This window comes from Castellaniella sp. UC4447_H14 (assembly GCF_052978285.1).
Genome location: NZ_CM129666.1, coordinates 245,563 through 267,546, shown reverse-complemented (window position 1 = coordinate 267,546; position 21,984 = coordinate 245,563). Strand labels below are relative to the sequence as shown.

Below are 21,984 nucleotides of genomic sequence, written 5' to 3'. Positions count from 1 at the left end.
CCGAAACAGCTTTCCCCCCGTACAATGGCGGCGATTTCAAACATCCATTTTCGGGGCATCCGACATGCTGGACTCTTACCGCACTGAAGCCGCCGCCCGTGAAGCGATCGGGATACCGCCGCTTCCACTGACGGCCCAACAAACGGCCGATCTGATCGAGCTGCTGAAAAACCCGCCGGCCGACGAGGCACAGTTCCTTCTGGATCTGTTCACCCACAGGGTGCCGGCCGGAGTGGACGACGCCGCGCATGTCAAAGCGTCGTATCTTGCAGCAGTCGCATTGGGCAAGGAAAAGTGCCCGCTGATCAATGCGAAGCATGCGACGGAACTGCTGGGGACAATGCTGGGCGGGTTCAACATCAGTGCCTTGATCGAGCTGCTGGACCATGCGGAACTGGCGGGGATTGCGGCTGAAGGCCTGAAGAAGACGCTGCTGGTGTTCGATGCCTTCCACGACGTGGAGGAAAAGGCGAAGGCCGGCAACGCACATGCGCAAGGCGTGCTGCAAAGCTGGGCGGATGGCGAATGGTTCACCAGCCGGCCGGAAGTGCCGAAAAGCCTGACATTCACCGTTTTCAAGGTGACGGGCGAGACCAATACGGACGACCTGTCGCCCGCACCGGACGCGTGGAGCCGCCCGGACATTCCGCTGCACGCGCTGGCGATGCTGAAGAATCCGCGCGACGGGATCACGCCTGACGTGCCCGGCAAGGTCGGCCCCATCAAACTGCTGGACGAGCTGAAGGCGAAGGGTCATGTCGTCGCGTACGTGGGCGACGTGGTGGGAACGGGTTCGTCGCGCAAGTCGGCGACCAACTCGGTGATCTGGCTCACCGGCGAAGACATTCCGTACGTACCCAACAAACGCTTCGGCGGGGTGTGCCTGGGCGGGAAGATCGCGCCGATCTTCTACAACACCATGGAAGACTCCGGCGCACTGCCGATCGAGCTGGACACCTCGGCCATGAACATGGGTGACGTGATCGAATTGCGCCCCTACGAAGGCAAGGCGCTGAAGGACGGCAAGGTCATCGCGGAATTCAAGCTCAAATCCGATGTGCTGCTGGATGAGGTCCGGGCTGGCGGGCGTATTCCGCTGATCATCGGTCGCGGCCTCACGGCCAAGGCTCGCGCCGCGCTGGGCCTGCCTGCAACGACGCTGTTCCGCCTGCCGGAGGCGCCTGCCGATTCGGGCAAGGGGTTCTCGCTGGCGCAAAAACTGGTGGGTCGCGCCTGCGGGCTGCCGGAAGGCCAGGGTGTGCGCCCGGGCACCTATTGCGAACCGCGCATGACCTCGGTAGGCAGCCAGGACACCACCGGCCCCATGACGCGCGACGAGCTGAAGGATCTCGCCTGCGTGGGCTTCTCGGCGGATCTGGTGATGCAGTCCTTCTGCCACACAGCCGCATACCCCAAACCGGTGGACGTGAAGACCCACCATGAGCTGCCTGCCTTCATGAGCACGCGCGGCGGCGTATCCCTGCGCCCCGGGGACGGCATCATCCACTCGTGGCTGAACCGCATGCTGCTGCCCGACACCGTCGGCACCGGCGGCGATTCCCACACTCGCTTCCCGATCGGCATCAGCTTCCCGGCGGGTTCGGGGCTGGTGGCCTTCGCGGCCGCCACGGGCGTCATGCCGCTGGACATGCCGGAATCCGTACTGGTGCGCTTCAAGGGCAAGATGCAGCCGGGCGTGACGTTGCGCGACCTGGTCAACGCCATTCCGCTCTACGCCATCAAGCAGGGCCTGCTCACGGTCGAGAAGAAGGGCAAGAAGAACATCTTCTCCGGCCGCATCCTGGAGATCGAAGGGCTGCCGAATTTGAAGATCGAGCAAGCCTTCGAACTGACCGACGCATCGGCGGAACGGTCGGCCGCCGGCTGCACGGTACGGTTGAACAAAGAACCCATCATCGAATACCTGAACAGCAACATCACGCTGCTCAAGTGGATGATCGCCAACGGCTATCAGGATGCCCGCACGCTCACGCGCCGGATCAAGAACATGGAAGCCTGGCTGGCCGACCCGCAGCTCGTGGTCCCCGACGCGGACGCCGAATACGCCGCAGTCATCGACATCGATCTGGCCGGCATCCAGGAGCCCATCGTCGCCTGCCCGAACGATCCGGATGACGTGAAGACGCTGTCGGACGTCGCCGGGACGAAAGTCGACGAAGTCTTCATCGGCAGTTGCATGACCAACATCGGTCACTTCCGGGCGGCCGCCAAGCTGCTGGAGGGCCAGCGCGACCTGCCGTCCAAGCTCTGGGTGGCGCCCCCCACCAAGATGGACGCGAGCGAACTCACCAAGGAAGGCCATTACGGTACGTTCGGCACCGCGGGTGCCCGCATGGAAATGCCGGGCTGCTCGCTGTGCATGGGCAACCAGGCGCAGACTCGCGAAGGCGCCACCGTGTTCTCGACCAGCACGCGGAACTTCCCGAACCGGATGGGCAAGAACACCAATGTGTTCCTGGGGTCGGCCGAGATGGCCGCCATCTGCTCGCGCCTGGGCCGGATTCCGACCCGGGAGGAGTACCTGAAGGACATGGGTGTGCTGGCGCAGGACGGGGAGCGCATTTACCGCTACATGAACTTCGATCAGATCGAAGACTTCACGCAAGTGGCCGACACGGTCCAAGCCTGACAACGCCCGTTCCCGCCTTCGCGCGGGAAAGCCGGCCAGCCTCGATCCGTCCGGCGGATCGAGGCTTTTTTTGCGTTCCGGCCCAGGCAGTACACTAGTACAACCGTCAAGCCCGGTCGAGCCACCCCATCGTGTGACTCGACGGACCGGACGCAACAGTCTGCCGCACCGTTTGGGCCTGATCGCCCGGACCGGACGCAACTCCCGTATAGTGCAGGTTTTCCGCCGCCATCGGCGGGGACCCGACCGCCCACCTCCGTTTGCCATGCCCTCCCGTTCATCCTCCGCTCCCTCCAAGGCATCACTCGCGCTGATTTCCCTGGCCGAGGCCCTGTCGCGTTCCGGCAGCCAGCTCGAAGACCTCTTCTGGGAAGAACGTCTGGGTCAGGCGCTGGACAAAGCGCTCGCCACCCGTCATCGGCGCACGGTGGAGACCGCACTGGACAACCTCCTGGACCAGCACTCCCCGGCCTACGACGTGCTCATCGAGCAGGCCGAAACACACTCCGAGTCCCTCCGGCTGACGCACGACGACCAGGAGTGGGACGCGCTGCTCTTTTCAGCGCCCTCCCTGGCCTGGACCCGCTATCAATTGCCGGAAGGCAGGCTGCGCGAGGCTCAGGCGCAACAGCTCGCTGAACTGCTGCGAACCGCGATCCTGGCACCCCAGGCGCACGCCGCACTGCTTCCCGAACTCGTCCGGTTCGATCGCTTGCCGCAGTCCTTCCAGGAAGCTCGTGGCTGGGTCCAGTCCATGGCCGCGCAGGCGCTGGGTCGACGCGACAGGCCCGCAGTGCGCGATGCGGAGTCCCCGGCGGATCTGCTGGCCGACGCATACTTCCTGGTGGGCGTGATCGTCGTACCCCGCGGCGAAGCCCTGTTTCAATGGCAGACGGCAGAACCGGAAGCCGAGGCCCGCAAGGCCATCGCAGCTCGATGGGCCGAAGGGTGCGCCCAGATCCTGGATCCGGTCTTCACGGGCTGCCGCATGGAATATCTGGCTCCCGATGCCTACTACACCAGCACGCGCCAGGCGGACCAATCCATCCGGCCGCTCACGCTCAAGGCGGCCATCACCTGGCTGCAGACCGCCGCCAAGCTGCCCACAGCGGACCTGCGCTGCGCCATCGTGGCCTGCGGCGAACAGTCGATCGAAGAATACCGCATCGGGTTTTGTACGCGCACCAGCAACGACGTGATCTATGGCTGCGTCTGGCCGGCGCTCAGCCGCGAAGAATCCGCCCCCGACCAGGCCCAGGAAGGCGAAGTCGATACCTGGGACGCCATCGCCGCACTGCTGCGCGAATCCGGCATCCTGGACATCCGCCGCCTGCCCGGGATGCAGGGGTTGGATTACTGCGAAGACTGCGGCGCGCCCTATTTCCCGAACATGCTGGGCGAAATGCAGCATCCGGAACTTCCCGAAGAGATCGATCCGGAACCGTTGCAATTGCACTGACGCGGGCGGTTTTCCGCCTTCACGCGATTTGCGCACCTCCCCGGAAACGAGGCCATCATGCAGCCCGCATTCGACCTTTTTTGCCGCGTCATCGACAATTTTGGCGATGCGGGCGTCTGCTGGCGGCTGGCGCGCCAGCTTGCCGCCATGGGCTACCCCGTACGCCTGTGGATCGACCGGTTGGACGTGCTGGCGCAGTTGCTGCCGGATCTCGATCCCGCCGGGAAAGGGCAGCGGATCGATGGCGCCGAGGTCCTCCCCTGGCACTTGGCGGACCAAGCCTCCCCGCCTCGCCATGGGATCGTGATCGAGGCTTTTGCGTGCGCCTTGCCACCGTCTTACGAGGCCCGCATGGCACAACAAGGTTGCCTGTGGATCAATCTGGAATACCTCAGCGCGGAAACCTGGGTGACCGGCTGCCACGGACTTCCATCACCGCAGGCCAACGGAGTTCCGAAATATTTCTACTTCCCGGGATTCACGCGAGCAACCGGCGGGCTGTTGCGGGAACCCGGCCTTAAGGACCGACAGACACGGGCGCAGGCAACCGATCGCCGGGGGCGCTTGCAGGCCCTGACGGGCATCGACGCTGCCAGGATCCCGGCGAATGCATGCTGCGTATTGCTATTCGGATATCCGGATGGGCCGTACGCAGGACTGGCCGATGCGCTGGCCGCGCATCACACCCCTGCCTGGCTGCTGGTGCCTGGGGATCCGCCGCCCGGCCTGCACAGCCGGGGCAACCTGACGGTAGCCGCCGTCCCGTTCGTCCCTCAGGCCCGCTTCGACGAATTGCTATGGTGCTGCGACCTGAACTTCGTGCGCGGCGAAGATTCTCTGGTCCGTGCTCAATGGACCGGCAGCCCGCTGGTGTGGCAGATCTACGCTCAGGACGGCGATGCGCACCGTATCAAGCTGGAGGCCTGGATGCAAGCGGCTGGCTGGCCGGATGACGTGCGCGCACTACACCGCGCCTGGAACGGCCATGATGACCGCCTGATGGCGCAGGCGCTTTCCGCCGTCCTCCGGCCCGCGGCGTGGGCCGCCTGGAGCGAACGCAGCCATGGGTGGTCCCAGGAGCTGACCCGATTGCCGGATATGGCGAGCAGTCTGGTGGAGTTCTGCCAGAGCAGGCGCCAAAAGGGTTAGAATATACAGTTAATTTTTTTCGCGCTGCCTCGGAGTAGTGCGGGGGCGCCCTGCGCGCACCCATTCCGGGGCGCTTGAACCCCCGGAGTCCTACCCCTATGAAAATCGCACAGGAACTGCGCGTCGGCAACGTCGTCATGGTCGGCCACGACCCCCTGGTCGTCCAGAAGGCCGAATACAACAAATCGGGCCGCAACGCGGCCGTGGTGAAGCTCAAATTCAAGAACCTGCTGACCAACAGTCCCAGCGAATCCGTCTACAAGGCTGACGAAAAATTCGAGCAGGTCGTGCTCGAGACGAAGGAGTGCACCTACTCCTACTTCGCCGACCCGATGTACGTATTCATGGACGAGGAATACAACCAGCACGAAGTCGAAGCCGACAGCATGGGCGACGCGCTGAACTACCTCGAAGAAGGCATGACGGTCGAAGTCGTCTTCTACGAAGGCCGTGCGATTTCGGTGGAACTGCCCACCATCATCGTGCGCGAAATCATCTACACGGAACCTGCGGTCAAGGGAGATACCTCGGGCAAGGTCCTGAAACCCGCGAAGATCAACACCGGCTACGAAGTGCAGGTGCCCCTGTTCTGCAATATCGGCGACAAGATCGAGATCGATACCCGCACCAACGAATATCGCAGCCGGGTCATGTAATGTTCGGCGCGCGCCGCTCACAGCGGCGCGCCGGGGCTCGCCGCCCCTTTGAGATTACCGCTACAGGGTCTGCGCGTCTGCTACTGCAGCCGGTCGTCGTCAAGAATGTCGGGGATGGGCATGATGGTGATGCCTTCCTCGGCCAGTTCCACGCATTCTTGAGCTGAAGCCGTCCCCCGGATGGGCCGCTCTTCAATTTCGCCACTGTGCATGCGGCGCGCCTCATCGGCAAACTGCGCACCCACGTCGTCGGTCTGGCGCACGATGCGGCGGATCTGCCTGAGCACTTCGGCCTGCAGCCGGGACATCTGGTCGCCCGAGGGAGACGCCACTGCGGCTCGCCCCTCCGGGAGGTTCTGCTCCCGGGTCCCGGGATCGGCACGCAAATGGCTGACGTTGAGATGCGGCGCGGACACGCGCCGCGTGATCTCCGTGCTGTCGCATACAGGGCAGCGAACCAGCCCGCGCGCGAGCTGGTCGTCATAGCTTTCCGCAGAAGCGAACCAGCCCTCGAAGAGGTGCTCGTGCTCACACGCGAGATCGAATACTTTCAGTGCCATGATCAGCAAATGGGGGTCGAATTCCCGGATTCAAGAGCCTTCCAGCATTCCTGGCGCCATTCCCAAGGAGGCACCGGGGCCTTGTCCCGCCACAGCCCCAGCCGCTGATCGCGCGCCTGCCTTTCCATCGCGAGCAGGCCGCGGTCCCGCAGGTATTTCCCGCCGCCCTGCAGGTTGGCCCAGGCCATGCCCGTCGCCACCTGCACCTGGCTCGCTGTGCGGCCCTCCTCCAGCGGCACATCGCAGACGTCCCGCCCGTAGTGATCCCGCTCATAGCACCGCAGAACAACGGATTTCCCGGCCACCAGACCCGACAAGGATCGGCGAGACGCCTCACCATAGGGTTGATTGGGCCGCTTGCGGCCATGCCCTGTTTCAGGTGCGTCGATACTGGCCAGGCGAATACGATGCTGCACGCCCGAGATCAGCAACGTGAGGGTATCGCCATCGGCGACACGGACCACGCGGCCCGCCAGGGTATAAGTGGTGGACGCGGCCTGAGCCGCACAGGCGACAAAGAGCCAGACCAGCCACGTCCAGCAAAGGCGGCAGGCGGCCGCGCGTCTGGAGACTGCAACGCTGGACTTCCGCATCAATAGACCTCGCCAACGGAAATGGGCATCAACAAAGGCACCTCTGGGTAACTGGCGATTGTAGACGAACAGACCGCCCTCTTGCGGCACCACGACGACCGTTTCCGCCTGCGCGCCGCGATAGGTGACGCGCGAATGGCTTCACGCCGGCCACGCGCGCTCGAACAATGCCTCGGAGGCGAGCGCACCCGAACGAGCTCCGTAGACCTGATCCCCGCCCTCCCCCAGGCGGCTCTGAATGAAAGGCCCCGATATGTCCCCAGGCGCATGACGCAGCAGCAGGTCCGCCTGAACCAGCAACACCACATCACGCGCAACCAGCCGGGCTTGGCGCTGCTGGGCATCCTCGTCCGCCTGAAGAACCCGCAGCAGGCGATGCGCCACCGGCCCCAACAGGCCCGTACCGGAATGCGCCGCCGCCAAGGCATCGACGAATTGGGCTGTACGTTGCGGATTCTGGCGCGCAGCACGCAGCACGTCCAGGCACATGACATTGCCGGAACCCTCCCAGATCGAATTGACGGGGGCCTCGCGGTAGAGGCGCGCCAGCGGGGCATCCTCGACATAGCCGTTGCCGCCCCACACTTCCATGCACTCTGCGACGGCCGTAACGGCGCGCTTGCAGATCCAGAACTTGGCGGCCGGCGTCAGGATGCGGCGCAAGGTCTGTTCGAACAGGCTTTCGGGGTGATCGAAAGCAGCCGCGAGGCGTAACGCCAAGACATTGGCTGCTTCGCTTTCAAGGACCAGATCGGCCAGTACCTGTCGCATGAGCGGCTGATCGATCAGGAAGCGGCCAAAGGCGCGGCGATGGCGGGCATGGTGAATGCCCAGTACCACCGCACGCCGCAGGAGCGCGGCACTGCCCAGAACACAATCCAGGCGGGTGTATGAAGCCATCTCGACAAGCGTTGCGATCCCGCGTCCCGGCTCCCCGACGCGCCGTCCGAGCGCGCCTGCGAATTCGACCTCGGCACTGGCGTTGGAGCGGTTGCCCAGCTTGTCCTTCAGACGCTGGATATGCACCGGATTGCGCTGGCCATCATCCAGCCAGCGCGGCACATAAAAGCACGAGTGCCCATCGGGTTCCCGGGCCAGCATCAGATGGGCATCCGACATCGGAGAGGAAAAGAACCACTTGTGCCCGGTGAGCCTGAGCCACTCATGTTCGCCGGCAATCGGCTCCGCCTGGGTGGCATTGCTGCGCAGGTCGGATCCTCCCTGCTTCTCCGTCAGGCCCATCCCTACCATCATGGACCGTTTCTCGACCACTGGCCGATCGGCCGCATCGTATTCCCGGCTGGACAGCTTGGGGCGTATCGCCTCGAACCAGGACTCGCGCGCCAGCAACGGGATCGCGGCGCTGGTCATCGTGACGGGACACAACGACCCCGCCTCGACCTGGCCATGCATCAGATAGTGGACGGCGCGGGCTACCTGCGCACCGGGCCGGCGCGCCGTCCAGGCACTATCGTGCATGCCCTGCGCAAACGCCAGAGACAAAAACTGCTTCCACCCAGGATGGAAATCGACCGCATCGATGCGATGCCCCGTGCGGTCGAACGCCCGCAGCACTGGAGCGTGCCGATTGACCTGGTCGGCCAACGCTGCCAGATCGGCTCGACCCAGGCGTTCCCCCCACGACTCGAGCTCCGATTCGTAGTCCTGAGCGCCCTCGCGGCGCACCCCCTCCGTGAGCACCACGTCGGTCAGGAATAAATTGGACTCGGGCAGGTCGGGCACCTGGTTGTCGATACGGTGCGTAGCCTGCAGGTCTTCCACAGAAGCCATTTCAGCCTCCTGGCGTGCGTCGTTGCCCCCAGTCTACGCGCGACCCGGAGATTGACCAAGACGACAGCGTAATGGCAGCGCCCCCTCCCCGGGCCACTGCCTATAATCACGACATCGACGGTTTTACCAAACCCCCATGTCCGAACACGACGACAACACCCATCTGCGCACTTGGCTGAGAACCCTGCCCAAGGCCGAGCTGCACCTGCATATCGAAGGCACGCTGGAGCCGGAGATGATGTTCGAGCTGGCACGACGCAACGGCGTGACGCTCCCGTACTCCAGTGTGGGCGCGGTACGGGCGGCCTACCAGTTCACCAGCCTCCAGTCCTTCCTGGACCTGTACTACGCTGGAGCCGGTGTCCTTCGGACCGAGCAGGATTTTTACGAACTCGCCATGGCTTACTGGCGGCGCGCGCATGCCGATGGCGTGGCGCACGCGGAAATCATGTTCGACCCGCAGACGCATATCCATCGTGGCGTCGCGATCGAGACGGTGTTCGCGGGCCTGGCGCGGGCGCTGCGAGAGGTTCGGGATGCCTGGGGGGTCAGCAGCTTCCTGCTCCTGAGTTTCCTCCGCCACCTGAGCGAAGAAGACGCCATGGCGACGCTGGAAGCGGCCTTGCCCTTGCGCGACGCCTATCGGGACCTCTGGATCGGCGTCGGGCTGGACTCCTCCGAGCAGGGCAATCCGCCCGAAAAGTTCGCGCGGGTCTATCAGCGATGCGCCGAACTGGGATTCAAGCGCGTCGCGCACGCGGGCGAGGAGGGCCCCGCGCAGTACGTGCGCGACGCCTTGGACATCCTGGGTGCGGACCGGATCGACCATGGCGTCCACAGCAGCGACGACCCCGAACTGATGGCCGAGATCATCCGCCGCGGGATCCCGCTGACCGTCTGCCCGCTGTCCAACCTCAAATTGGGCGTATTCAAGGATCTGCATGATCACAATCTGGCGCGCATGCTGCGCGCCGGGGCCATGATCACGATCAACTCCGACGATCCGGCGTACTTCGGCGGCTACGCGCTGGATAACTATGTCGCCACCGCACAGGCGCTGGATCTGTCGCACGATGAACTGCTCACCCTGGTCGCCAACAGCCTTAAATCCACTTTCCTTCCCTCCACCGACAAGACCCGCCTGCTGGACAGCCTGGCCCACGCCGCAAGCCGGTCCTGACCCCCAGATGCCCGCCTTTTCTCCTCTCAGCAAACTCAATCTGTCGACCGACGCCATCCAGGGCAGTTGCCACAAGTTGAGACGATCATTTTTCAATCGCCCGGCGGCCGAAGTCGCCCCAGATCTCCTGGGCCGTCTGCTCGTGCACCGGATGCCGGACGGGCGGCGACACATCGGTCGCATCGTGGAGGTCGAGGCCTATCTGGGCCCCAGCGATCTTGCCGCACACACGTCGAAGGGCCGCACCGCCCGTACGGAGGCGATGTTCGGGCCGCCTGGCCACGCCTACGTCTATCTGATCTACGGGATGCATCACTGCATCAATGCCGTCACCGGCCCCCGCGGCAGCGGCACTGCAGTATTGCTGCGGGCGCTGGCGCCGGTGCGAGATATTGCAGCCGGCACCAACGGCCCCGGCCGCCTGTGCAAGGCGATGGACATTACGATGGACCACTACGGCCACGATCTGTGCGGCAGCGGAACGGACCTGTGGATCGCACGCGACGAGTGGCCGCAGCCCCCGGTTATCGCCACCAGCCCCCGCATCGGGGTGGATTATGCCGGCGAGGAATGGGCGAGCAAGCCGCTGCGCTTCTACATCGAGGGGCACCCCGCCGTCAGCCGCAGGCCATCGAGGAAAAAAGCGCCGGTGGCGGCCGAGACGCTCAGCCTCATGTGAGGCACAACGAACTCCCGAAGGCCATCACATGTCCCTGGAGGCAAAGTGACAGGCGCCGGTGTGCTAAACTACGCGCCTTCCGGGCGATGGCGTGGTCTGATGTTTGGTGCAGTCCACGCGAGCTGTCCACCGGAGGTTGCGATTTATGACAGGTCCTGAAAAACATGTTATAGTTTCGCCTCTATTGCGCCTGTAGCTCAGTTGGATAGAGTACTTGGCTACGAACCAAGGGGTCGTGGGTTCGAATCCTGCCAGGCGCACCAGAATTACACTGTTGTTTCAACAGGTTTGGAAACCGCCTAGGGCCCAACGCCTAGGCGGTTTTTCTTTGCCTTTCAACTAGGCGTGCGGGCGCGTCAAGTCCGTGCGCAACCACCCGGCGATGCTCCAGCGCGGTTTGCGGCATGGCAGCACGGCATGCGGAATCATGCCGCTTACGAAGACAGCCAGCCGTGCCCCCAGCGGCAGGATACGCTGCATTTCGTCGTCCGGATGATAGGGCTGGTACAGGCACAGCTCGCCGCCGTCGGTGGCGTCCCATTCCGGGTTCAGATACAGCACGATGGAAACCTTGCGGTAGTCGGTGCCCCGATGCTGGTCAATGTGCTTTTGGTAGCCCTTGCCCTCCGCATAACGGGCAAAGTGGAATTCCTGGCTGCGCAAGCCCATTCCGAACCGCTCGTTCAGCGCCTCGCGGAACCGGGTCATCCACACGAAGAATGGGTGTGCTCCCTCCGGTGAGTCGGCTTCGATCCAGTGGATCCAGTCGCCCCGCACTTCCGGCAGGTTGACCTTCGCCTCACGGCCGACTTGCCCGGCCCGGAAGCTGCCGTGCTCCCACAGCTGCCGGCTTTGGGCCAACAGGTCCGATTGCCATTCCGCCGGGATGGCGGAATCGGAAATCGCCCAACCCTGCCGATTCAGCAGATGGATGATCTCGTCATATTGATCCATGAAACGCACCCCTGGCCCAAAGGCCCGACACCGCCGAATTCTACCCCGGAGCCGGCCGCCCCTGCGGGACTCAAGCGACCCGAAATTTCAGCCGAACGCCCGGAGACACCTGTGCCAGCTTGTTCAGGTCCCGGCCCATGGCAACGGCAACCACGGGATAGCCGCCCGTCAACGGATGATCGGCCAAAAACAGCACCGGCTGCCCGCTGGGCGGCACCTCGATGGCGCCCGCCACCATGCCTTCGCTGGGAAGCTCGCCACCCTTCGCCCGCGTCATCGGCTGCTCGCCTTCGAGACGCAGACCCACCCGGTTGGACTGCGGTGTGACGGTCCAGTCCTGACGCCGAAGCCGGTCCAGGCTCGGCGCATCGAACCAGTCATCACGTGGTCCCAGAATGATATCCAGCAAGACCTGATCGCCGGGCCGAGGAAAGAACCACGCCGGGTCGGCTTCATTTTCGACGTCAACGCCGGGATTCGGAGCGCCAGCGCCGCGTCCGCCTGCGGCCCGCGCGCCGAGCGTCGGATCCGCGATCTTCAGCCGGCTGCCCTTGCTCACGATGGCCGGCCCAATTCCTGACAGCACATCCGTCGATCGGCTGCCCAGCACAGGAGGCACATCCCAGCCTCCCCGAACAGCCACGTAACAGCGCATGCCGGCGCGCGGCCGGCCCAGCCGCAACGTCTGCCCGTCTTCGATCAACAGGCCGCTTCCCCCGGCTGCCGGAATCCGCATGCCCGACGCCGTGGTCAGGACGACGGCGACCGGCGCCCCCGTCACCGCGACGACAGCTTGTCCCCCGTGGCAGACCATCGTCAGCCCACCCCAGACGTTCTCCAGCACTGCCGTTTCGGGCGGATTGCCGGCCAAGCGATTGGCCGCCGCCATCGACGCACGGTCAAGGGCACCGGAACCTGATACGCCGAGCGCGGTCATGCCCGGTCGCCCGCAATCCTGGAACAGCGTTTGAGGACCCGGAGTCAGGACCTCGAACCAGGTCTGATCCGATGTAGCGCCGGAGTCTTCATCCGAGCGCCTCCCGCGAGCGGAGCGAATGGCCCCATTGCCTGCATGCGGCGCCTCCTCACCGGCAGAGGGGACGTCTTCACATGCCGGCGGCCGCGACTCCCCGTTGGACCCGTTTGGCAGGCTGTAACGCACATCGGGCGCGGCCAGGTCCCGAAACCGGACTCCGAAACCGGGCTGCAGAAGCGCGGGCGCATCGCGATCCAGATCCCACATCCGCAACGGCGTCACGCCCAGCAGCCGCCAGCCTCCCGGACTGTCCGAGGGATAGACGGCACTGAAATCCCCCCCTATGGCGACAGAACCGGCCGGCACACGTGTGCGCGGCACGGCCCGGCGCGGCGTCCCGGCGAAGCAGGGATCCCCCCCCGTCAGGTAGACAAAGCCCGGCGCGAAGCCCGTAAACGCAGCGAGATAGTCGCGGCCGGTGTGCCGCTCGATCACCTGCGCAGGCGACAGGCCAAGCATGCCGGCCACTTCATCCAGGTCTTCCCCGGTGTAGCGCACCGGGATCTCCACGCGATGTGACGGCCGGGACAAGACCGACGCCACACCTTCCGTTTGCATTCTGCGCGACAGGCTCCGCAGCCAACCAGAGATGGCCAAAGGCGATGCGGCTTCGGGATCGAACTGGACCAGCAGCGTCCGGGCGGCCGGAACGATTTCCCGAATTCCCTGTGGCGGACACCCGGCCGCTTCGCGAAACAACGCCAGGACCTCGGCCAGCGAACTCAGTTCCACCAGCAACGCGCAGTCACCCGATGGCAGGACGCGCATGAGCTCAAGCTCCCGCGGAAGGGGCAAACGCCTTCAACACAACGCCGGCAGCGTCAAAGCGGGCCCGCAGCGTCTGCGCCATGACCACGGCGCCAGGGCTGTCCCCGTGCACACAAATGGAATCGGCGTGCAAGCGGATCCTGCTGCCATCGATTGCGGTGATCCGACCGGTCCGCACCAGGTCCAGCATACGATCGGCCACCTGGACCGGATCAGTCAGTACGGCACCGGGTTCACGCCTTGACACCAGCAGGCCTTCAGGGGTGTAGGCCCGATCCGCAAAAGCCTCCGCCGCGACCTGCAGGCCGCGTTCCCGGGCCCAGTCAAGAATGGGCGTGCCGGCCAGTCCCATCAGCACCAGCGTCGGATCCACCGTCAGGATCGCGGTAATGACATCCGCCGCCTGACGCGGTTCACCGGCGATGGTGTTGTACAGGGCACCGTGAGGCTTCACATAAGTGACGCGCGTGCCTGCCGCAGCGGCGAGACCCTGCAGTGCGCCAATCTGGTAAATCACGTCGCTCACCAGCTCGCGGCTGGTGGGGTCCAGGTTGCGCCGACCAAAACCCACGCGATCCGGATAACTCACGTGCGCCCCGACGGCTACGCCCTGGGCAGCCGCCGCACGCAGGGTGTCCAGGATTCCCGCCGGATCGCCGGCATGGAAACCACACGCCACATTGGCGCTGGTGACGACGCCCAGCATGCTGGCATCGTCGCCCATGCGCCAGGCACCGTAGCCTTCGCCCAGATCGCTGTTCAAATCCATGATGCTTCCTCGCCTTCGTGCGCGCTGGCCGCCGGGCATGGCGGGGTTACAGAGGGAGCCGCGCCACCGCACCCGCCGCTCGCCAGGGCGATCAGGCCTTGGGGAAATCCGTAGCCAGGCTGCGCGCGCGCCACGCTTCGATGTCGGCCAGCTTCTGCCGCAGACGTTCCGTGCCACGCTCCATCGCCATCCCACCCAGCGCGACATTGCGCGGCGGGTCGGGCAGCTCGCTCAGGTCCAGAATCAATTGGGCCGCGCGGACCGGATCCCCGGCCTGGTGGCCGCTGATGCTGGAGGTCAGATCCAGCCGCTTGCCCACCGTATCCACATAGTCGGCAATGCGAACCTGCGTTTGATGCAGCGAACGACCGGCCCAGTCCGTGCGGAACGGCCCCGGCTCAATGCAGGTGACGTGGATGCCCAGCGGGCCGCCCTCTACTGCCAAAGAATCGGCCCAGCCTTCCACCGCATGCTTGGACGCCGCGTAATAGCCCGACGCCGCGAACCCGTTCAAGCCGGCCAGCGACGTAATGTTCACCACATAGCCCTTGCGGCGCTCGCGCATGCCCGGCAGCACGGCACGTGTGAGCGCGAACAAGCCAAACACATTGGCGTCGAAAAGTGCGCGAATCTCGGAATCTTCGCCCTCCTCGACCGAGCTCTGATAGCCGTATCCGGCATTGTTCACCAGCACGTCCACAGCTCCGAACGCCTTCCGGGCGGCGGCCACCGCAGCCTCAACCTGGTCCGCCCGGGTGACGTCGAGCTCCAGCGCGAGGGCGTGAGACTCGTGCCCCACCACCAGGTCGGCCACCCGACTGCGGTCCCGCGCCGTCACGACCGTGCGCCACCCACGGGCCAGCGTCAGACGGGCGATCTCACGACCAAAACCGGTGGAACATCCGGTGATGAACCACACTGGGGAATCATTCTGCGACATGGACCGCCTCGAAAAGAAAGTGAAGGGAACCTGCAGCCCATTGTACGGTGGACGGGCCTCGCCCATACACACAACGCCGGGGAATGTACCGGGCCGTTCGTCCCGGCGGCATGGCACCATGACGACCGGCATTCTCAAACAACGCTTCGGGAGGAAGCATGAAGAACATCAATCCTCGCTGGCACATCGCGATGGGCGCCCTATTGGTGCTGGCGGCCGCGCACGCCGCCGCAGCCGCGCTTTCCGATGACGTGATCCGCATCGGTTTCATCACAGACATGTCGGGGGTCTACGCCGACGGCGACGGCCCGGGGGGCGCCGAAGCCATCCGCATGGCCATCGCCGATGCCGGAGGCGCCGTCGACGGCAAAAAGATCGAGCTGATGGTGGCAGACAGCCTCAACAAGCCCGACGTCTCGGCAGCCCTGGCCCGCGACTGGTTCGACAACAAGAAGCTGGATCTGCTGATCGGAGGCACCAATTCAGCCGCCAGCCTCGCCATGTCGGCTGTTGCAGCCGACAAGAAGAAACTGTTCATCACCTCCGGCGCAGGGGCGTCGGCCTTCACCAACGAGAAGTGCACGCCCTATTCAATCCAATACACTTACTCCACACGCGGCCTCGCACGCGGTACCGGTTCAGCGGTCGTGGCACAGGGCGGGAAAAAATGGTTCTTTCTGACCACCGACTACACATTCGGCCATGAGCTGGAACACGACACGGCCGCGGTCGTCCAGAAGGCAGGCGGAAAAGTCCTGGGCAACGTGAACACTCCGTTGGGCACATCGGATTTTTCATCCTTCATCCTGCAGGCACAGGCTTCCGGAGCCCAAGTTCTGGCATTGGCCAATGCCGGTGCCGACTTTGTCCGCTCCTTGAAGGCCGCCGCGGAATTCGGATTGACGCGCACGATGACGCCGGTGGGACTGACGGCGACCCTGAACGACATCCATTCGCTGGGGCTGGAGGCGACCCAGGGCATGTACCTGACGGTGCCCTGGTACTGGAACAAGGACAAGGCCTCCGAGGCCTGGTCGCGGCGCTTTTTCGCCAAGATCGGTCGCATGCCCACTTACGGCCAAGCGGGCGACTACTCGGCAACCGCCAGTTATCTGAAGGCCGTTCACCACACAGGGACTGACGAGACACAGGCCGTCATGGCGTGGTTGAAGGCGCACCCGGTCAATGATTTCTTCGCGCAGAATGCCACCATCCGCGCCGACGGTCGGCTGATGAACGATCTGACGCTGCTGCGGATCAAACAGCCGGCCGAAAGCACGGGGCCATGGGATTACCACAGGGTTATCGCCACGATTCCGGCGGAAGTCGCCTATGGCCCGCTTGCCGAGTCCACGTGCCCGTACGTCAAGACGCACTCGTGAGGGGCGACGCTGCGACTTGAACGCTATACAGATTGTTCACTACACTAATATTTCGTTGGCTAAATATACATTGGCTAAACAATGAGCAATCTGGCACGACACCTGCAGAAGATGGAGGCCAGCCTGAACCTCGTCGCCCGCAGCGTGACGGATTTCCCGTTGCAGGACGCCGAGCTGGCAGGCTGGCTGAATCTCGCCGCCGCGGGCTCGACCGACTTGTCAGATGCGGCATTGGGCCCTTACGACATGCATCAGAGCGACTTCCGCGCGCTCGTGTATTTGTTCGTCAATGCCAACGACCCTGTTTTTCCGAACGAGCTGGCCGCTTACCTCGCACAGACCCCGGCCAATGTCACGCGGATCGCAAGCCTCCTCGTCGACCGCAGGCTGGTGGACCGCGCCAACAGCATCGAAGACCGGCGCAGGGTGGAACTGCGAATCACCAATGCCGGCCGTCAGTTCGTCCTCGAGCTTCTACCGAAATTCTTCCCGCCGTTGCGCGAAACATTTTCCTGTTTCAGTGCGTCTGAAAAGCGCGTACTGCAGCACCTGTTGCAACGCCTCGTCAGTTCGATGGACACAGTGATCGACTCCTGATACGGACCCGAAGCCCTACCGCCGAGCACCGCCGGCCATTGGGGCGGGCTTGGAAGACGGGCCCCTCATGCCACCACTTCCATGAAAAACTTTGTTTTGCGCGCCGCCCCCTTGTGCCTGGTGCTGCTTTTGACGGCCTGCGGTGAAAGCTCGAAACAGGCTCCGGCATCGCCCCCGCCTCAGGTCGGCGTGGTCACGGCGCATCCATCGAACGCACCGCTCGTCCGGAGTCTGGTGGGGCGCCTGTCGGCATTCCGCAGTGCCGACGTCAATGCCCGAGTAGCAGGCGTCCTGCTCAAGCGCGCCTACGTCGAGGGCAGCGAGGTGAAGAAAGGGCAACTGCTGTTCGAAATCGATCCCGCTCCCCTGAAAGCGGCCCTGGCGAGTACCGAGGCACAACTGTCAAAAGACCGCGCGATTCTCGGTCAGGCGCAAGCTGATTTTGCCCGGTACCAGCAACTGCACCGGCAAAAATCCATCGCGGAACAAACCTACACCGATCAAAAGTTTCTGGTGCAACAGCAGGAAGCCACGGTGAAGGCCGATCAGGCGAGCGTGCAGATGGCGCGCATCAATCTGGGCTATGCCTACGTCACCTCGCCCATAGACGGCCGCGCAGGCCAACAGCGTGTCACGGAAGGCGCGCTCGTGGGCCAAGGCTCTGCCACCCTGCTGACGACGGTGAGCCAACTGGACCCGCTGTATGTCAACTTCACCCTGGGCGTCAACGACCTCAACGCTCTGCAAATGGCCGCCGAACAGGGCGACATCCAGCTCGCCGAGCCCAACAAGACCACCGTCAAGGTGACGCTGCCGAACGGCACGCCGTACCCGCTGCCGGGCACGCTGGACTTCTCCGCGCCCACGGTCGACCCCGCCACGGGGTCGGTCACATTGCGGGCCCTGCTGCCGAACCCGAAGTTCCGGCTGCTTCCGGGCAGCTACGTCAACCTGCAATTGGCGCTGGGTGAACGCCATCACACTTTCCTGATTCCGCAAGCCGCCGTTCAGCGTGACATCACCGGCACTTACGTGCTGGTGGTCGGGAAAGACGGCAAGGTCACTCACCACAACGTGGCGACGGACGGCACACAGGGCCTGGACTGGGTTGTCACGTCCGGGCTCGATGACGGCGACCAGGTGATCGTGTCCGGGCTGCAGACGGTACAGGTCGGTGCGCAGGCCAGGACGGAACCCTGGCAGCCGCCGGCGCCGGCGGCAAAAACGGCGGGCGACGTGGCTCGCTCCTCCCCGGCCGCAGTTGGCGACTAACGGAATTCTTCCATGTCGAATTTCTTTATCGACCGGCCCATTTTCGCGTGGGTGATCGCAATCCTGATCACGCTGGGCGGTGTGCTCGCGATCGACAACCTCGGCGTCCAGTCGTACCCGAACATCGCGCCCCCGCAGGTTTCGATCGTCGCCCATTACCCCGGCGCCAGTTCCAGCACCGCCGAAGGCTCCGTGACCGAAGTGATCGAGCAGCAGCTCACCGGCATCGACAACCTGCTCTACTTCAGTTCATCGACGAGTTCCAGCGGCCGTGTAGCCATCACACTGACCTTCAAGCCCGGTACCGATCCCGACATCGCGGCGATGCAGACGCAGAATCAGGTGACGCGGGCCGAGCCCCGGCTTCCGCCCGCAGTGCTCGCACAGGGCATCGTGGTCGCCAAGACGAATCCCGACACCCTGATGGCCATTGCGTTGAGCTCGGATAACCCGACCATCGGCCGTGACCGGCTGAACGACATCATCGCCTCACAGGTGCTGAACCCGATTTCACGTATCGCCGGCGTGGGAGCCACCAATCAGTTCGGCGCCGAATACGCCATGCGAATCTGGTTGAACCCGGAGAAGATGCACGGCTACGGCCTGTCGGCGACCGACGTGATCGGCGCGCTGCAAACGCAGAACATCCAGGTGGCGGCCGGTACGCTGGGGGCCGACCCGGCGGTCAAGGGCTGGGGCTTCACCGCCAACGTAGCCGGCGCAGGGCTGTTTTCAACACCCGAACAGTTTCTCGGAATCATCCTGCGCGCCAATGCCGACGGCACCGTGGTGAAGCTCGGCGACATCGCGACGGCGGACTTCGGGCCCCAAGGCTATGGCTTCGACACCCTCTACGATGGCAAGCCCATCGGCGCATTCGCGATCCAGACTTTGCCGGGCGCCAATGGCCTGGCCGTCGCAAAGGCAGTGCGAGCCGAAATGGCAAAGCTGCAAGTGGGCTTCCCGGAGGGGGTGAGCTGGTCTGTCCCCTATGACACCACGACCTTCATCACGATTTCGATCCAGGACGTGCTGACGACGCTCGTCGAGGCGCTGGTCCTGGTATTCCTGGTGATGCTGGTTTTCCTGCAGAACTTCCGTGCCACCATCATCCCGGCCATCGTGATCCCGGTGGCCCTGTTCGGGGCGTTCATCGGCATGAACGCGCTCGGATTCACCATCAACCAGCTCAGCCTGTTCGGCATGGTGATGGCAATCGGGATCGTGGTGGACGACGCGATCGTCGTGATCGAGAACATCGAACGCATCATGACGGAACAGGGACTGTCCCCCAAGGAAGCCGCACGCAAGGGCATGAGGGAAATTTCGGGCGCCGTGGTGGCGATCACGGCGGTGCTGCTGGCGGTGTTCGTGCCTTCGGCGCTGCAATCCGGTTCGACCGGCATCATCTATCGCCAATTCGCCCTGACCATCGCCGTGTCGATGTTCTTCTCCGCGTTCCTCGCGCTGACTTTCACGCCGGCGCTGTGTGGCCGCTACCTGAAGGCGCAACATGAGCGCAAGAAAAACGTCTTGTTTCGCGCATTCAACAGCCTGTTCAACTGGACACATCACACCTATGTCGGCCACGTCGCTCACGCCGTGCGCCACGCGCCGCGCTGGATGATGGTGTTCGCGGTGGTGGTGGCCGCGGCCGGGTTCCTCTATCTCAAGCTGCCGGGCAGCTTTCTGCCACAGGAGGACCAGGGCTACCTGCTCGCCATGGTGCAACTGCCGCCAGGTGCGACCAAACAACGCAGCCAAGCGGTGATGGACCAGGTGTGGGACACACTGCGAAAGGACCCGGAGATCGAGCATGTAATGCAGATCATCGGTTTCAGCCCGGTGGGTTCGGGTGAAAACAACGGCATGGCGTTCATCCAGTTGACGGACTGGAGCAAGCGCGACCTCCCGGCGGAGCAGTTGATCCCGAAACTCAATGCGCAACTGCACAAAAGCATCCGCGACGCGTCCATCGTCGTCGTCAATCTGCCGACGGTTCACGGCCTGGGACAGTTCGGCGGCTTCGACATGTACCTCGAGGACACCGGCGGCCTCGGGCGAGAGGCACTGGGCCAAGCGCTCCAGACCGCGCAGGCCAAGGCCAGGCAGGACAAGGTGCTGGTGAACGTACGCGCCAATCAGTTGCCGCCAGCGCCGCAACTGGACTTCGACATCGACCGCGTGCAGGCGGCCTCGATGGGGCTTTCGGCGGCTGACGTGGCCAGTGCCGCGAGCCTGATGCTCGCGCCCACGCAGGTCGGCCAGATGTTTGCCGAGGGCCGCGTGAAGTTCGTGATGCTGCAGGCAGACGCGCCCTATCGCATGAACCGTTCCGCCTTCAACGAGTTCTACACGCCCAGCACCACGCAGAAGAATCCGGATGGCACGCCGGCCATGATCCCGATTTCCAGCGTCATCAAGAGTCACTGGGATCTGGTATCACCCTCGCTGGCGCGCTTCAATGGAAATCCGGCGACCGAAGTCGTAGGCGACGCAGCGCCGGGCTTCACCTCAGGCCAGGCGATGGATGCGATGCAGGGCATCGTCGCGCATGACCTCCCGCGTGGTTTCGGATTCGACTGGGCCGGCGAGTCATTCCAGGAAGTGGCGTCGAGCAGCGGTGCACCCATGCTGATGGCGTTATCCATCCTGGTCGTATTCCTGGCGCTGGCAGCCTTGTACGAAAGCTGGTCGGTCCCGATCGCCGTCCTGCTGATCGTGCCGCTCGCGCTGCTGGGCACGGTGCTGTTCACGATGGGGCGTGACCTCGCCAACGACGTATTTTTCAAGATCGGCCTTGTGACCGTGATCGGGCTGGCTGCCAAGAACGCCATCCTGATCATAGAGTATGCCGTCGCAGCGCAGGAGGAAGGGAGGACTCTTCGCGAAGCCATCCTGACCGCGGCGAGGCTGCGATTCCGCCCCATCCTCATGACCTCGTTCGCATTCATCCTGGGCGTATTCCCGCTCTTCATTTCCACCGGCGCGGGCGCCAATGCGCGCCACGCGATCGGCACCGGCGTGATCGGCGGCATGCTGTTCGCAACGTTCTTCGGTCTGTTGCTGATTCCAGTGTTCTATGTGATCGTGCGGCGACTGGCGGGCGACAAGCTCGATGGCGCGAAATCAACGAACGCCGAACCGGCAACGACACCAGCAGAGCGGACGTGATGCAATCCTGCGGCGCCACATGAGAGGACCGGCGCCGGCAGCGACCGGCAAACTGCCAGAATAGATATTCACTGGTGAATACCGGCGGCCCGGGTTGGCCGGGCAAAACCGCATGAGGAAATGGGGTCCGGTCAATACCTCCTGATTGCGGTGTTCTTCAAAGCCGGACGCGAGGCGTACGTCAAAATCCGCGCGGGGCAAGGTTTCAGCGACCACAGAGCCATTCCGGTCCAGGCAGGTACTGGGCGGACTCTGCCGGAGAAAGATCATAAAATAATCGGCAGAGCGCGTTTCAATAGCAGCGCAAGCACCGTGCATACGGACACCGTCCATATATGCGGGTGTTGCCGTTCTGCACTACCGCGGCCTCGCTCG

At 64.1% G+C, this 21,984-nt stretch carries 17 protein-coding genes and 1 tRNA gene; 11 read left to right on the top strand and 7 right to left on the bottom strand.

The genetic code is table 11. From position 1 onward, the window contains the following. Positions 1-64: 64 nt before the first annotated feature. The 4 genes from acnB (at position 65) to efp (ending at position 5,914) form a co-directional block, all read left to right on the top strand. Entirely contained in the window at positions 65-2,650 is a 2,586-nt protein-coding gene (gene acnB, locus ACVCMJ_RS01250) for a bifunctional aconitate hydratase 2/2-methylisocitrate dehydratase (protein WP_447082538.1), read from the top strand. 265 nt (positions 2,651-2,915) lie between these two features. Then, positions 2,916-4,109, top strand: coding sequence for a DUF2863 family protein (locus ACVCMJ_RS01245; RefSeq protein WP_447082537.1), 1,194 nt, complete (start codon positions 2,916-2,918; stop codon positions 4,107-4,109). 57 nt (positions 4,110-4,166) lie between these two features. After that, positions 4,167-5,258: an elongation factor P maturation arginine rhamnosyltransferase EarP gene (gene earP / locus ACVCMJ_RS01240; protein WP_447082536.1), complete on the top strand. Its 1,092-nt coding sequence runs from the start codon at positions 4,167-4,169 to the stop codon at positions 5,256-5,258. Between the two features lie 98 nt (positions 5,259-5,356). After that, positions 5,357-5,914 (top strand): elongation factor P, encoded by a 558-nt coding sequence (efp, locus tag ACVCMJ_RS01235; RefSeq protein ID WP_447082535.1) that lies wholly within the window; start codon positions 5,357-5,359, stop codon positions 5,912-5,914. Positions 5,915-5,994: 80 nt separating this feature from the next. Here efp and ACVCMJ_RS01230 read toward each other — a convergent pair whose 3' ends face one another. From ACVCMJ_RS01230 to ACVCMJ_RS01220, 3 genes are all read right to left on the bottom strand, one after another. Continuing rightward, positions 5,995-6,474, bottom strand: a complete 480-nt coding sequence (locus ACVCMJ_RS01230; RefSeq protein ID WP_447082534.1) for a DUF1178 family protein — start codon at positions 6,472-6,474, stop codon at positions 5,995-5,997. Between the two features lie 2 nt (positions 6,475-6,476). After that, positions 6,477-7,067, bottom strand: coding sequence for a thermonuclease family protein (locus ACVCMJ_RS01225; RefSeq protein ID WP_447082533.1), 591 nt, complete (start codon positions 7,065-7,067; stop codon positions 6,477-6,479). A gap of 141 nt (positions 7,068-7,208) precedes the next feature. Next, complete coding sequence (locus ACVCMJ_RS01220) at positions 7,209-8,858, bottom strand: acyl-CoA dehydrogenase family protein (protein ID WP_447082532.1); 1,650 nt, start codon at positions 8,856-8,858, stop codon at positions 7,209-7,211. 136 nt (positions 8,859-8,994) lie between these two features. On the opposite strand from ACVCMJ_RS01220, the gene ACVCMJ_RS01215 reads away from it, so the two are divergent. The 3 genes from ACVCMJ_RS01215 (at position 8,995) to ACVCMJ_RS01205 (ending at position 10,980) form a co-directional block, all read left to right on the top strand. After that, entirely contained in the window at positions 8,995-10,038 is a 1,044-nt protein-coding gene (locus tag ACVCMJ_RS01215) for an adenosine deaminase (RefSeq protein WP_447082531.1), read from the top strand. Between the two features lie 7 nt (positions 10,039-10,045). Then, on the top strand, positions 10,046-10,717 hold the full coding sequence (locus ACVCMJ_RS01210) for a DNA-3-methyladenine glycosylase (RefSeq protein ID WP_447082530.1): 672 nt from the start codon (positions 10,046-10,048) through the stop codon (positions 10,715-10,717). A 186-nt stretch (positions 10,718-10,903) separates the two neighbouring features. Next, a tRNA-Arg gene (locus tag ACVCMJ_RS01205) sits at positions 10,904-10,980 on the top strand. 76 nt (positions 10,981-11,056) lie between these two features. On the opposite strand, the gene ACVCMJ_RS01200 is transcribed toward ACVCMJ_RS01205, so the two are convergent. The 4 genes from ACVCMJ_RS01200 to ACVCMJ_RS01185 all read right to left on the bottom strand — a co-directional run bounded on the left by ACVCMJ_RS01200 (position 11,057) and on the right by ACVCMJ_RS01185 (position 15,184). Further along, on the bottom strand, positions 11,057-11,671 hold the full coding sequence (locus ACVCMJ_RS01200) for a 2OG-Fe(II) oxygenase (protein WP_447082529.1): 615 nt from the start codon (positions 11,669-11,671) through the stop codon (positions 11,057-11,059). A gap of 70 nt (positions 11,672-11,741) precedes the next feature. Continuing rightward, positions 11,742-13,475 carry a 5-oxoprolinase subunit B/C family protein gene (locus ACVCMJ_RS01195; RefSeq protein WP_447082528.1) on the bottom strand — a complete coding sequence of 578 codons (1,734 nt, stop codon included), beginning with the start codon at positions 13,473-13,475 and terminating at the stop codon, positions 11,742-11,744. A 4-nt stretch (positions 13,476-13,479) separates the two neighbouring features. Beyond that, complete coding sequence (locus tag ACVCMJ_RS01190; RefSeq protein ID WP_447082527.1) at positions 13,480-14,244, bottom strand: LamB/YcsF family protein; 765 nt, start codon at positions 14,242-14,244, stop codon at positions 13,480-13,482. Between the two features lie 91 nt (positions 14,245-14,335). Further along, positions 14,336-15,184, bottom strand: coding sequence for an oxidoreductase (locus ACVCMJ_RS01185; protein ID WP_447082526.1), 849 nt, complete (start codon positions 15,182-15,184; stop codon positions 14,336-14,338). 158 nt (positions 15,185-15,342) lie between these two features. Between ACVCMJ_RS01185 and ACVCMJ_RS01180 the strand changes: the two genes are divergently transcribed. The 4 genes from ACVCMJ_RS01180 to ACVCMJ_RS01165 all read left to right on the top strand — a co-directional run bounded on the left by ACVCMJ_RS01180 (position 15,343) and on the right by ACVCMJ_RS01165 (position 21,609). Next, positions 15,343-16,566, top strand: coding sequence for an ABC transporter substrate-binding protein (locus tag ACVCMJ_RS01180; RefSeq protein ID WP_447082525.1), 1,224 nt, complete (start codon positions 15,343-15,345; stop codon positions 16,564-16,566). Between the two features lie 81 nt (positions 16,567-16,647). Beyond that, positions 16,648-17,163, top strand: coding sequence for a MarR family winged helix-turn-helix transcriptional regulator (locus ACVCMJ_RS01175; RefSeq protein WP_447082524.1), 516 nt, complete (start codon positions 16,648-16,650; stop codon positions 17,161-17,163). An 81-nt stretch (positions 17,164-17,244) separates the two neighbouring features. Continuing rightward, positions 17,245-18,435: an efflux RND transporter periplasmic adaptor subunit gene (locus ACVCMJ_RS01170; protein ID WP_447082523.1), complete on the top strand. Its 1,191-nt coding sequence runs from the start codon at positions 17,245-17,247 to the stop codon at positions 18,433-18,435. A gap of 12 nt (positions 18,436-18,447) precedes the next feature. Continuing rightward, a complete protein-coding gene (locus ACVCMJ_RS01165; RefSeq protein ID WP_447082522.1) occupies positions 18,448-21,609 on the top strand; it encodes a multidrug efflux RND transporter permease subunit in 3,162 nt (1,053 codons plus the stop codon). Positions 21,610-21,984: the final 375 nt, after the last annotated feature.